The 12398-nt window shown below is 35.7% G+C and carries 14 protein-coding genes; 2 read left to right on the forward strand and 12 right to left on the reverse strand.

Annotation, left to right across the window (positions count from 1 at the left end; all coding sequences use genetic code 11):
• Positions 1-40 precede the first annotated feature (40 nt).
• Positions 41-1081: a Gfo/Idh/MocA family protein gene (locus tag BUB77_RS23755; protein ID WP_073279548.1), complete on the forward strand. Its 1041-nt coding sequence runs from the start codon at positions 41-43 to the stop codon at positions 1079-1081.
• A 171-nt stretch (positions 1082-1252) separates the two neighbouring features.
• Here BUB77_RS23755 and BUB77_RS23760 read toward each other — a convergent pair whose 3' ends face one another.
• The 10 genes from BUB77_RS23760 to BUB77_RS30105 form a co-directional block, all read right to left on the reverse strand.
• Complete coding sequence (locus BUB77_RS23760; protein WP_073279549.1) at positions 1253-1519, reverse strand: PhzF family phenazine biosynthesis protein; 267 nt, start codon at positions 1517-1519, stop codon at positions 1253-1255.
• Positions 1520-1525: 6 nt separating this feature from the next.
• Positions 1526-2491 (reverse strand): sensor histidine kinase, encoded by a 966-nt coding sequence (locus BUB77_RS30100; protein ID WP_170866730.1) that lies wholly within the window; start codon positions 2489-2491, stop codon positions 1526-1528.
• 622 nt (positions 2492-3113) lie between these two features.
• Positions 3114-3818, reverse strand: a complete 705-nt coding sequence (locus BUB77_RS23770) for a response regulator transcription factor (RefSeq protein ID WP_073279552.1) — start codon at positions 3816-3818, stop codon at positions 3114-3116.
• Positions 3819-4125: 307 nt separating this feature from the next.
• On the reverse strand, positions 4126-5367 hold the full coding sequence (locus tag BUB77_RS29590) for a S8 family serine peptidase (RefSeq protein WP_139241303.1): 1242 nt from the start codon (positions 5365-5367) through the stop codon (positions 4126-4128).
• 407 nt (positions 5368-5774) lie between these two features.
• The gene (locus BUB77_RS23785) at positions 5775-6644 is read right to left on the reverse strand and encodes a PhzF family phenazine biosynthesis protein (RefSeq protein WP_073279554.1); all 870 of its coding nucleotides are present in this window, start codon (positions 6642-6644) and stop codon (positions 5775-5777) included.
• 29 nt (positions 6645-6673) lie between these two features.
• Entirely contained in the window at positions 6674-7030 is a 357-nt protein-coding gene (locus BUB77_RS23790) for an ankyrin repeat domain-containing protein (RefSeq protein ID WP_073279556.1), read from the reverse strand.
• Positions 7031-7283: 253 nt separating this feature from the next.
• Positions 7284-7628, reverse strand: a complete 345-nt coding sequence (locus BUB77_RS23795; RefSeq protein WP_073279558.1) for a DUF7716 domain-containing protein — start codon at positions 7626-7628, stop codon at positions 7284-7286.
• 349 nt (positions 7629-7977) lie between these two features.
• Positions 7978-8556 carry a Crp/Fnr family transcriptional regulator gene (locus tag BUB77_RS23800; protein ID WP_073279559.1) on the reverse strand — a complete coding sequence of 193 codons (579 nt, stop codon included), beginning with the start codon at positions 8554-8556 and terminating at the stop codon, positions 7978-7980.
• A gap of 10 nt (positions 8557-8566) precedes the next feature.
• Positions 8567-9517, reverse strand: a complete 951-nt coding sequence (locus tag BUB77_RS23805) for an aldo/keto reductase (protein WP_073279561.1) — start codon at positions 9515-9517, stop codon at positions 8567-8569.
• Between the two features lie 596 nt (positions 9518-10113).
• Positions 10114-10272 (reverse strand): hypothetical protein, encoded by a 159-nt coding sequence (locus BUB77_RS30105; protein WP_170866731.1) that lies wholly within the window; start codon positions 10270-10272, stop codon positions 10114-10116.
• Between the two features lie 149 nt (positions 10273-10421).
• On the opposite strand from BUB77_RS30105, the gene BUB77_RS23810 reads away from it, so the two are divergent.
• Positions 10422-11069, forward strand: coding sequence for a Type 1 glutamine amidotransferase-like domain-containing protein (locus BUB77_RS23810; RefSeq protein ID WP_073279563.1), 648 nt, complete (start codon positions 10422-10424; stop codon positions 11067-11069).
• Positions 11070-11090: 21 nt separating this feature from the next.
• Here BUB77_RS23810 and BUB77_RS30110 read toward each other — a convergent pair whose 3' ends face one another.
• Both BUB77_RS30110 and hypB read right to left on the reverse strand, forming a co-directional pair.
• A complete protein-coding gene (locus tag BUB77_RS30110) occupies positions 11091-11255 on the reverse strand; it encodes a M78 family metallopeptidase domain-containing protein (RefSeq protein ID WP_170866732.1) in 165 nt (54 codons plus the stop codon).
• A gap of 471 nt (positions 11256-11726) precedes the next feature.
• On the reverse strand, positions 11727-12398 hold the full coding sequence (hypB, locus tag BUB77_RS23815) for a hydrogenase nickel incorporation protein HypB (protein WP_073279565.1): 672 nt from the start codon (positions 12396-12398) through the stop codon (positions 11727-11729).

The following is a 12398-nucleotide window of genomic DNA, read 5'->3' on the forward strand; positions in this document are numbered from 1 at the left end:
AATGCACATAAAAATCTTTAACAGAAAGAAGGACAGATATATGACCAATAAGCAAGTAAATTTAGCAGTAATCGGCGCTGGGGCAATGGGGCAGAATCATATCCGCTTTATTCAAGAAGAAATCGGATCCGAATTAGTTGCTATTGCCGATGCATATGAAGGTGCCAAAAATATTGCTGAAAAAGCCGGGGTTCCCTTTTATCAGGACTATACGAAAATGATGGAAGATGTGAAACCCGATGGTATCATCATTGTTACGCCCAATCATTTACATCTTCCCATAGCTCGTGAAGCACTCAAAAGAGGCATTCCTGTATTGGTTGAAAAGCCAATCTCTGATGATTTAGAAGATGCAAAAAAGTTTGCCAAAGAATCCAAAGCAGCGAATGTACCCGTATTAGTTGGCCAGCATCGTCGCTACAATCCTTTTGTAAATGCAGCGAAACAGGTCATTGACAGGGGGGAATTAGGAAAACTAACGGTAGCTTCCTTCCATTACATGATTTACAAAGAAGATAACTATTTCGACGTGGAATGGCGCCGAAAGAAAGGTGCCGGCCCGATTCTTGTGAATCTGGTGCATGATGTTGATCTACTCCGTTACTTAATTGGTGAAGTAGATGCCGTACAAGCATTAAGTTCCTCATCGGCACGTGGCTTTGAAACAGAAGATTCCGCTGTAGTAAATGTCCATTTTAAATCTGGTGCCTTAGCTTCAATGACACTTTCAGATGCCACAGTTTCTCCTTGGAATTGGGAAGCAACTGCCCGTGAAGACGCACAATATCGACCATTTGATGCTGATGCCTATTTTATTGGTGGTACGAAAGGTTCTCTTTCCCTGCCTCGTCTCCATCATTTTGCCTATAATGGAGAACCTTCCTGGCATAAACCTTTAAAATTAGTTATTAACCCGGTGGATCCACAATTACCGCATAAAATGCAGCTAAAACATTTCATCCAAGTAATTCTTAAGAATGAAGAGCCTATTGTCACACCAGATGATAATGTTAAAACCTTGGAAACCCTGATGGCTATTAAACAGGCAACAGAAACAAAGGAATTGGTTACTCTTTCGTAACTGCCATTAAAGCATTGGCCTGTTGAAGGATACACTTCAACAGCCAATGTGTTAGTACTTTCCTTCTGTATTCCGGGATAAAAACTATACATTCCCCTCCTGTTCCATCTAAAAATACCATTTGAATCACACCATCATTCCCTCAAAAATTATTACAACAATTCTCTTATTCTATATTTCGACTTCCGTTAAGGTTAAATTCATCGCTCTCCCTCCGAACTTGACTTCAAAAATTTTATTTTTCTTTATAGCTAAAGACACCTGGATTTCAGATAGCCTTTTCATAGAATAACCTTGTTCAAAAATAATGTGTGAAACTTGCTCCTCGTTGATTTTTCCATAGTGGTACAAATAACAACCAAGTGCACCGCTTGATGTTCCTGTGGCAGATTCCTCCGGGATACCATATAAGGGAGCAAAGTTTTTTTCAAGTGCCATATTCGATTAAGAATTTAACAATTCTACCATAGGAAACTGAATAGTTACTTTAAACATATCCCCATCAATATCGATTTTAAATTCACCATCACATACTTCCGAATATGTTTTCGCAATCGCAAGTCCAAGTCCATTGCCTCCATCACTTCTTGATTCATCTCCCCGGACAAATCTTCCGGTAATTTCCTCCGGTGAAAAATCAATTTCATATGCGGAGGTATTTTGAATGCATAAGACTGCATTGCCTGACTCTAAATATGTTCTGATATAGATTCTACTGCCTGTCAAAGAGTATTTTAACGCGTTACTAATCAGATTTTGGCAAACAAGATATAATTTTGACCCATCCCCATAAATCTCTAAATCTTCTTTCGAATAAACTGTTTTTATATCAAATCCGGAATTCGCAATAATATCCTCCATATCTGCCATTGTCTGCATAATCAATTTATTCAAATTCAATTTCGTTTTATCAATCTTTATATTTCCACTGGAGGCTTTGGATAGTTCAAACACAGCATCGATCATATCGCGCAAATTCTCTGCCTTTTTGTTAAGCTCTTTAACATAATGCCTGTCTTCACTGCTTAAATAATCCTTTGCAGCCAATAAGTCTATGTAGCCTATAATAGAAGTAAGCGGTGTTTTCAAATCATGAGATATATTTGTTATTAGATCTACCTTGAGCTTCTCATTCTTCATTTGCTGTTGCATGCTGTTATATAGATTGATTGAAATGTTTTTTATCTCTTCACCAGTCTCATATAGATATGAGTTTTTAGGGATATTATTTTCAATCTGTTTTTGTCCTTGCTTCATTTTGTGAATTTCATCAACCAGGGAACGGATGTCCTTTACCTTTATCTCCACTTTACATTTCCACAATATCAAGAGAGCTTCAAGCAATAAAGGTATTGCTAGAAGGATAACCAGGTTAAATAGTAAAATTGAATTTTTTCTGTTAATAATCATAATGCTTGCTATGTTTTCATACAGAATGATTCCCAGCTGAAGAAACAGGAAGAGAATATCATTAAAATACATTTTTCTTAAGGAACTTACCCTATTTCTGTTATAGTGCTGAAACAGCTTTATAAGCAAGCTGTCTTCCTTCCAGTACCTTCCTTTCATTTTTACCGTGATTGCTGTAATGATCCATAAATATCCACTTCCAATCAGTATGTTTTGAACAAAGGCTATTACAATTTCCTTGATTATATCACCATAAACTTTCCAAAACTCATAGACACCTACAAAATCTACTTCCTCAAATTGAAATGAAAATACTTGATTATGACGATATAAATAATATATAAATAAAGTATACAAAGCAAAGAGTATAACCGATAATTCTGAGGGTATTTTTCTGGTATAAGAAGCTTTGTCAATCTCCGTGTGCTTTATAAAGTTAAGTAGGAAAATCAGCATCAGTATCTGAAGTACTAATACGATACCAGTAAATATGCTTGGATATCTCCCCACATAGGCATACTCTCTATATATACCAAAACACATACTGCTTTTCATACTGCTTATAACTGCCCAGAATATACCATAAAGGGTTACGTTAATACAAAAGAATACATGATACCACCTACATTTTTTCGATTTTGTATCCAATTCCCCACACCACCTTCAAATATTTTGGCTTCTTTGGATCAATCTCTATCTTTTCACGAATCCGACGTATATGTATCATAACAGTATTCTCAACGCTATAAGCATCCTCGTCGTCCCATACACTTTGATAGATCTGTTCCGCCGAAAAAACTCTTCCGGCATTCTCCATCAGTAAATCCATGATTTTATATTCAGTCGCAGTAAGACTACATACCGTTCCATTAACTTTTATCTGCTTACTGCAGCGGTTAAGCTCAAGTAATCCGTTTCGAAGGATGCTCTCTGTCTCTTCACTCCTGCCATTTTCAAGAAGATAACACCTCCTGATTTGTGCCTTAACTCTGGCAAGTAATACTGGTGTATTAAACGGTTTTTCAATATAGTCATCCGCACCTAACTCTAAGCCGGAGACAATATCACTCTCCTCTGTCTTCGCAGATAATATAATGATGGGAATATTTTTCTTCTCTCTGATTTTTAGCATTGCTGTCAATCCATTCATTTTCGGCATCATAACATCCAGTAATATTAATTGAAGCTCCTGTTTCTGTACAAGCTCCAAAGCCTCAATACCATTATAGGCTTGATGTACAACATAGCCCTCCAGCTCCAAAAGTTTAGTAAGCACCTCAACAATATTTTTATCATCGTCTGCCACTAAGATATTAATCTGATACATAATTTTTACCTTTCCCGGTATTTCGGTAACATTTTATTATGCTCCTTAATTTTCTATAATTATAACCTAATACAGTTTAGCAGAAAGTGGCAAAAAAAAATAGAAATTCAAGAAAAAATATTACTGTAAATGCTTACCTTATAATAAATACTCCCTCTCCTAAGTCATAGAATATGATATCTAATTTTTCCTCCCAATCACTACTTGCTACAGTAGCAGCCGCTTTATTCGTTTACTCGACCAAAACCTCCTAATATTGCTATGATTCATTTCATATTAATTTTAAATATATTATTAATCAATCCCTTTATTTTTGCTCCTTCAGCTTATCTATAATTCCTTGCGGATTAATAATCGTATCCAGTTTGTCATTAGAAACTGCAGTATCCAATGCGATTTTCCAGAAATCTTTATAATCAATATCCGGTTTTACCTGACACGCCAGCGCATACACTCCTGCAAGATATGGTACACTCCAGCTAAGTCCACCACTTTGATAGACAGCATAATCATTTACTCCTGTAGGTGCTGCCACACAACGATTATCCATAGGAAGGCACAGATATTCTTTTTTATAAAAATCCTGCTTTTCTGCCCAGGAAGCTTTACCATATGCAGAAAAATCATTTGGATCTGTTAATTTAGTTTTTTCCATCCCGGTGAATTTAACTCCTTTGATATCCTCTCTGGTGCCCTTTGTCAGTGAAGTTGTAATAACGAATACGCCTTCCTCATTAGCCCTTTGATATGCCTTTTTCAAGTCCTTATAGCCATCACTTTCTTTTTCCTCCATACCCCAGGAGATTGAAATAACACGAATCTTTTCATCTTCCTTCAACGTTTTATTCAAATCCAACAGTTCATTAATGTCCTTGGCAATTCTGCCGGTATAGTTTTCAGTAATAAAATTTTCAGCTTTATAATAAAGGTTAGCCTCCGGTGCAACTCCACAGGTTTTCCCCACTGCGATGGATGCTACTCCGGCTCCATGCATCGCAGCTGAAGAGTTTGTTTTTATTAAATCACTCTCTGAATAATATTTTAATTGTTTTGTAAATTCTTCATGCTTCGTTAATAACTCTTGATCTATGATAGCGATTCCGACGTTTTTTCCTGTTATGCCTTCTTTATGAAGATTTCTTACCCCTAATCCTGGGTCTTTGCATATCTCCATAATCTTATCCGGATTAAAGCCTTCCGGTAAATTATCCGGCCATTTCGTCTTGCTGTCATAGGTCGTTAACAAAAGCTTCTCGAACTCATCAGACAAATCAGCCTGCGATAAATCTGCACTTCTGATTTCAATCTCACCATTATCAGCATTTGGTAATTTTGATACTTTTCCCACAAAATCATCATAATTAGCTTGGGATGGATGCCTTTTGATATAAGGCAAAGATATCGTTTGCTTTTCCTCTAATGTGCTCTCCTTTGATACTTCGCTCAGACTATTTTTCTCTGCAATTTTATCTTTTTGTGAGCACCCGATTGCCTGCATCATTATAGTAATTATTAATATGATGCATAATACTTTTTTTAAACTTTTCATACGAATATACTTCCCTTTCTTTTCTTTTTTCTTGTGTAGTAGAGTTTTTCAAGCTTTCGCTTCTTACCATTAATAGCTTAACAAGAAATACCGATATTTTTTCTACATTATTCTTTCAAATTTCTTTCAATTATCATTTGTAAATTGTTAAGCCCCTACTGATATCTGTACTATTAAAGATACTGACTTGGTTGTTGCATAGGTTGATCAAGCTGAGCTGTCACTATAAAAAAAGACGTGAAAGTTTTCACTCTCATGTCCTCAATTCTAGTGGATTTCTATTATTTTTATCTCATAATTAACTGTTTTTCTTTTGCAACAGGATTATTGTCTCCACATGACTTGAACAGTCAAAAAAGATGCCGCTTGAGCCTGGCGAGGCCTTGAAGAAAGGTCGCTTAGCTCTTCTATATTTCGACTTCCGTTAAGGTTAAATTCATCGCTCCCCCTCCGACCTTGACTTCAAAAATTTTATTTTCCTTTATAGCTAGAGACACCTGAATTTCAGATGGCCTTTTCATAGAATAACCTTGTTCAAAAATAATATGTGAAGCTTGCTCCTCGTTGATTTTTCTATAGTGGTACAAATAACAAGCAAGTGCACCGCTTGATGTACCAGTGGCAGATTCCTCCGGGATACCATATAAGGGAGCAAAGTTTCTACAATAAGCGTTAGCACCATGTAAAGATTTCAAAGAAAAAACATGGTAGCCAACAGCATTGTACTTCTGGCTGATTTCTTTTACTTTTTTCATATCCGGTCTGATTGCATCTAAAATCTCAATGTTTCTTACAGGAACCATAATATCCCGAAGCCCTGTTGATACAACTTGAACCTTCAAGTCTGCTGTAATTTGGGAAGTACTGATGTTCAAGGAATCTGCTACTTCATCTTTATCTATAACTTCCGAAAATATAGGCGCAGATTGATCCATCATAACAAAATTATCGTTATGAATTTCAATGCCAAGTATTCCTGCTCTGGTTTCTTGCTCATACTTACCTTGTTTTAACAAATTTAGACTAGACATTGCATAGAAGGTGGCAATCGTAGCATGACCACATAAGTCCACCTCTTCCTTCGGAGTAAAGAATCTCACTTTAAAATCCGCCGCGTTTGATTGTAATACAAAAGCAGTTTCACTGAATCCAAGTACAGCAGCAATTTTTTTCATTTCTTCCACAGTTAATGAATCTGCATTCATAACAACGCCTGCTGGGTTTCCGCCTTCTTTTGTTTTAGCAAAAGAATTTAATGTGTATACGTCTATTTTCATATATTCCCAACTCCTATACTTCTCTTACTTTATTCGGTTAGTTTCTTTAATAAATCTGCTATTTCATTCTGCCCAAGCTCGGTAGCAAAAGCAATTGCATCCATATTCCTCATAGAAGTACCATTATATAAAATATGAATGTCTATTCCATGCTCCACCAAGAGCTTAACAATGTCCAGATGTCCACCATAAATTGCCCCAAACAGGGGATTTCTTTCAGGTTCACTGACATCAAGCTCTGCTCCTGACAATAACAAAAGCTTGACTATTTCGATATGTCCACCAGATGCTGCTTCAGCGTTGACACCGATTAAATTCTCTACTATTTCTATTTTGCCGTTTTTAATGGCACTTCGTATTTCCTTTGCTAGTGACTTTTGATCCATGGAGTTAAATCCCTTTCTGTTACTTTTTTCACAAACAAAATTACATATATAATAAAACTTTGTGCTCCAGATCAGCCCTCATTTTTTTGTTCCTTCTTTTTTAGAATTGCAAGCGACTTAATAAGTTCTTTCCTAACATCTCCCTTTGCTTTACCATTCATGATAGGATCAAGCATTGAATAGGCATAGGAAGGTGGCAACCCCTTGAAAATTCGGCAATTCCTTCTTCAACAATAGAATCCAGCTTCATGATTTAAAAAGTAATAAAGCAATCATGTTTATGATAATAAATAAAGTTTTTAATATAATCATTCACAGTAGGATTTGTTAATTGATGTTGAGTATTTACAATAATATCGCTAATAACCTGACCAGAAAAAAGCCATTGTAAATTAAGATTGAGTGCAAAACTTGGATAAATTTCATCATCAGTATCATCATCTACATCAATAAGGTCATCTAAGTACACTAATGTATTAATATCAAATTTTACTATATCCTTTTTAGCATATAGATCATGTTCATCTAACATATCAGTATCTAACTTAAATAGCTGCTCCAGACTAATAGGTGTTCTAACATATTTCTCAGTCTCCATTTTATTTTCCTCCTAATTTAGATTAAATAAATAAGCGGTCGTAATCTAACTTACAATTCTTCGCTAAATTCATTAATTTGCCTAGTCTTGTTAAATGAGATCAAGACTAATTTTTGCTTGTACGATTTGTGATTTGTCAAAATCATAATCCAAATACCCATCTTGGTCGAAAAATATACATTCTGTTTATAAAATTCGCAAATAGTCTTTAAAAACTTTTCCGGTGATTCATACAACACATCCGGTTCATCTTCATGATTTACTCTATAAATTTTTTCCGAGCCGCTCTCATCGCAACCATAACATATAAAACCACTAGAATTACAAAAAAGTTTGTATTCCGTTAGGCTTACTTTTCTTCTTTAATTGTTCTGCGAATTCTGCTAAGTGATATAGGTGTTATCCCCAGATATGATGCTATATAGGATTGCTTTACACGTTTCTCTAAATTAGGATAAATCCTCTTAAAATCAATATATCTCTCTGTAGCACTTTGCGTCAAAAAACAACTTTCTCTATATATTTTGTACCGTATACTATTTTGTAATAACTGATTCCATATCTTAATCCAATACACATCCTCTCCAATAAGCCTTTTAACTTTCTCCCAACCCATTACCAAAAATTCACAATCTTCCAAAGTTTCTGCTACATATGGTAAGCGTTCATCAATACCTCCACCAATGCAACCTTCCGTTCCAAAAAATCTGGTAATGTCATTGCCAGCCATATCAATATAATACAATCTTATAACTCCGGATAAAAGAATATACAAATTTTTATTAGAATCCTCAATCTGTGATATTATCTGATTTTTTTCCTTTTTACAACAAGTCATCTGTTCATAGATTGGATAAACTTTCTCTCTTAATAGTTGAATATTATTTGCTTTTTGAATAATCTCAATCATGGTATCTAACTTATCCATATCATCTCTCTTATCTTTCCCAGCCTGCTTTTACACTTACCCCAGTGTTTAAAGCCGCCTGTTCTAATAATTCCATTTCACTCTGCTCCAAAATAATTTTGTCAGCTCTGCTGATACTTTCAATTTGAGAGACTTTAGTAGCACCAACCAAAGGAATCGTACCTTTTTTAATGGCCCAGGCAATTGCAATCTGTGACACGTCCGCATAATGTTTATCAGCAATCTTTTGCATTGTGTTAATTAATGGTTCTATCTTTCCAAGCGTTTCAGCTGGAAATGCTTTCGTCCTTCTGCTCCTACCTTTAAATGGATTTGATACACTGTAATTACCGGTTAATGCTCCTTGTTCTAAAACCATATAAGCAAAAAAACAGGTAGCATTTCCTTTACACCATTCTAATATTCCTTCCCTCTCTGACTTTCTATAGAGAAGGCTGTAATGATTCTGGACTGCATCTAAATGAATACCATGTGCTTCAAGTATTTTCGAGGCTTCTTTTACTTGTTTTAAATTATGATTGGAAACACCAATGTGTTTTACTTTACCAGCTTTATATAAACCAACCGCCTGTTCGATCCATTTTTCTATATTTGATGGATTATGAATCCAATAGATATCAATGATTTCTCGATTGAGTCTTTCCATGCTTTTATTAAATGATTTCATCAGTGCTTTTTTACTCTGTATTGCTACTGGTGTGAACTTCGTAGAAACAATAATATTTTCAAACTGTTCGATACACCTTCCTAAAATAGCTTCCGATGCTCCCATCCCGTATACAGCAGCTGTATCCCATAAAGTCAGTCCATTTTCTATACCACTTTTAAAAACAGGAAATAATTCCTCAAGACCATATGAATTGCCAAAAATCTTATTACCGCCATTAATTCCTGTCCCCCACGACCATGTTCCAATTGCAATGGCTGGTATTGTATCCTTCCCTAATTGCACTGTTCTCATTTTGTTATCCTCCTTTTTAATATTCTAACGCATTGATTGGAGTTTATAATTAACAAATGATAAGAGAATCCATTTTTATAACTTATTTAATTTTGTAATAATATTATTGACAATAAACTACTGATGTAGCGATTCGTAAGTTGTAAGATTGCTTTTCCTAAAGGGCATGATCACCTTTGAAAATCTCATAAACATATTAGACCTATTTTATATTATTCAATGGATTTCACGAATTCTCTGATTTACTACACTTTCCGTGACAGCAAACATACCGTCTCCACATGCCTTGAGGAGATAAAAAAGATGTCACTTGAGCCTATTACCCCCTTAGTGTTAAAATATCTTTCTGAATACAATTTTTTTGACTCTTAATCTACTAGGGGCAATAGTATTCACCAACACTTACAGAAGCTATCTATAATAAATATTATCGTAAACCTTATTTGCATAATCATTTGTAAATACTTTATCATTTATAAAGTTGTTCTTCCTAGCTCTCAAAGCAAAGTATTAGCCATATTTCTATATTAAACGTATTTTTTAATTTATATATGTGATAATATTTTTCCCATCATAATTCAGCTCCCAATCTTAATTTATTCATAAAACAACCATGGTGTAATTTCATACTTTGCCAGATTAATTACTCTTCTTTCAATGTCTTCAGCAAATGGTGGAGAAACAACATTTCCTTTAATTGTTTTTGTTGTTGTATCATCATAACTTATAATACAAATCCAATTGTATTTTTCCATTTTTCAAGAGAAAAATCCTGTTCCCAAAGTTAAAAAAAATTGAAAACAACCTTTTTATGTGTTAAAATATGGTAGGTCAGAAATATTATATACATTGGCATAAGAATTGCTAATGTAGTACAAAGTTTATATTATACGAGGTAATATGTATGGATTATCGCCTGTTTGGCTTTTTCAGTGGTTTCCCCAACTATCGCTTTCCCCGTGAAGTGGCTCAGCGGCTCAGCGAAGAACTGACAAATCGTGACAGCCTTGTCTTTGTGAGCGCTTGGCCTGCGGATTACGCAAGAAATGACAGCGATTCAGATGGTATGTATAGCATGTTCGAGGAATACAACATACCTTTCGCACGGCACTATGTAATTGATAATCGGATGGAAGCTTCACAAGCTAAGCGATTGATTAATGAATCTTCCTGTGTGTTTCTTATGGGCGGTCACCCCGGATTGCAATTTCAACTAATACGAGATAAGGGCTTGGATGCTGCGATTTGTGATACTGCCGCAGCGGTGTTGGGCGTCAGTGCAGGCGCAATCAACATGGCCAAACGCTCGCTTGACACTAAGGAATCTCCAGTCCCATATGATGGCCTGGGTCTGGCTGACATTACCGTCAAGCCACACTTTAAGCTTGAGAATCAGCAGGTATTATCAACCTTATTGCAAATTTCCATGGAGCTGCCCATTTATGCTATAGAAGACGACAGCGCCATTTTCGTGACCGGCGACCGCATCTCATACTCAGGACGAATTCATTGGGTATGCAATGGCAAAATCTGCCCTCTTAGCATACCATAAGCGGTTCGGCATGGAAGGGTGTTATGAGATTAATGTATTTATCCTTGCAACCAATGCGGATATGGATACTTCCAACTTATCTTTTATAAAATATAGTTCTGGAAACGATACATACCCTTTTTTCTTAAGCTCAGTTATTGCGCCTGTAACGACTCCTTTAGGCATAAGTAATGAAGCAGCGAACATATCTGCCTGCACTTCTTTTTGAAGGTTATGTCCATTTCTGCTGTGTAGCAATGGGAATCATATAACTGCTATTCCTGAATTTTTGAAAAAATGCAGGAAGGAGATTTCCGCTTTTTACGGACACCGTCCAAAGCAATTGTATCAGAAGCAACCGTTGTCAGTTATTTAAGGAAAAATATTTTTCGCATTATGGCTAAAAGGCCTAATTTAGTATAACACGATTTATTCAGGAAAAGCAGGAAAACCTCGATATTACAAGAGGATTTGCACACTTCTTAAAGTTATAGAACTTTTACTGTCAAGTTTAGAAAATATATAGTATCATGAACATTTTCCAAATGTTTCATTTGAGAAATGAATATAGCACCGTTTGGTGAATGCAACTATAGAAAAAAGGCATTGCCCTGACAATCTGAGCTGTCATTCTAATGTCATCAATGCCTTTTTCTCTAAACTTTATTTTTTAATTCTTTAGTTCTGCCACTCTTTAACAGCACTTCTAATCCAGCTGATCCATGCATCAAATCCTTGTCCTGTCTTCGCCGAGATAAACAACACCTTTGCCTTGGGATTACGATTGAGGATTCTCTTAATGACAGCATTATCATCAAAGTCAAATACTGCTTTTGTATCAATCTTATTAATCAATATCAAATCACATACTTCAAATATCAATGGATATTTTAATGGTTTATCATCTCCTTCCGGAACAGAAAGGATGGCAACATTCGTTGATGCACCTGTATCAAATTCAGCCGGGCATACAAGATTCCCTACGTTTTCCAGCACTAGTAAATCCAATTCTTCTGTTCCAAACTCATTTAATGCTTGGACTGTCATTTCTGCATCCATATGGCACATCCCACCTGTGTGAAGCTGTATTGCCTTAGCGCCTGTTGCTGCTATCTTTTCCGCATCCACGGTGGCATCAATATCTGCTTCCATAACTCCAATCTGCATCTCATTTTTTAATTTTTCAATGGTACGCATAAGGGTGGTAGTCTTGCCAGCTCCAGGAGATGCCATTAGGTTAATCATAAAAGTTTTCTGCCTCTTTAATCTTTCTCTAATACCATCTGCAGTAATTTCATTTTTTTTATACACGTTTTGCTTGATCTCTAATACTCTAAATTTATCATTCAT

This window comes from Anaerocolumna jejuensis DSM 15929 (genome assembly GCF_900142215.1).
Taxonomy (GTDB): domain Bacteria; phylum Bacillota; class Clostridia; order Lachnospirales; family Lachnospiraceae; genus Anaerocolumna; species Anaerocolumna jejuensis.

Excerpts from the sequence above, each read along its gene's own strand:
- BUB77_RS29590 (WP_139241303.1), bottom strand. The coding sequence starts at position 5,367 with ATGAAAAGTTTAAAAAAAGTATTATGCATCATATTAATAATTACTATA.
- BUB77_RS23810 (WP_073279563.1), top strand. The coding sequence starts at position 10,422 with ATGGATTATCGCCTGTTTGGCTTTTTCAGTGGTTTCCCCAACTATCGC.
- BUB77_RS23800 (WP_073279559.1), bottom strand. The coding sequence starts at position 8,556 with ATGGATAAGTTAGATACCATGATTGAGATTATTCAAAAAGCAAATAAT.
- BUB77_RS23760 (WP_073279549.1), bottom strand. The coding sequence starts at position 1,519 with ATGGCACTTGAAAAAAACTTTGCTCCCTTATATGGTATCCCGGAGGAA.
- BUB77_RS23785 (WP_073279554.1), bottom strand. The coding sequence starts at position 6,644 with ATGAAAATAGACGTATACACATTAAATTCTTTTGCTAAAACAAAAGAA.
- BUB77_RS30100 (WP_170866730.1), bottom strand. The coding sequence starts at position 2,491 with ATGATTATTAACAGAAAAAATTCAATTTTACTATTTAACCTGGTTATC.
- BUB77_RS23805 (WP_073279561.1), bottom strand. The coding sequence starts at position 9,517 with ATGAGAACAGTGCAATTAGGGAAGGATACAATACCAGCCATTGCAATT.
- BUB77_RS23770 (WP_073279552.1), bottom strand. The coding sequence starts at position 3,818 with ATGTATCAGATTAATATCTTAGTGGCAGACGATGATAAAAATATTGTT.
- BUB77_RS30105 (WP_170866731.1), bottom strand. The coding sequence starts at position 10,272 with ATGGAAAAATACAATTGGATTTGTATTATAAGTTATGATGATACAACA.
- BUB77_RS23755 (WP_073279548.1), top strand. The coding sequence starts at position 41 with ATGACCAATAAGCAAGTAAATTTAGCAGTAATCGGCGCTGGGGCAATG.
- BUB77_RS23790 (WP_073279556.1), bottom strand. The coding sequence starts at position 7,030 with ATGGATCAAAAGTCACTAGCAAAGGAAATACGAAGTGCCATTAAAAAC.
- BUB77_RS30110 (WP_170866732.1), bottom strand. The coding sequence starts at position 11,255 with ATGTTCGCTGCTTCATTACTTATGCCTAAAGGAGTCGTTACAGGCGCA.
- hypB (WP_073279565.1), bottom strand. The coding sequence starts at position 12,398 with ATGAATGATAAATTTAGAGTATTAGAGATCAAGCAAAACGTGTATAAA.
- BUB77_RS23795 (WP_073279558.1), bottom strand. The coding sequence starts at position 7,628 with ATGGAGACTGAGAAATATGTTAGAACACCTATTAGTCTGGAGCAGCTA.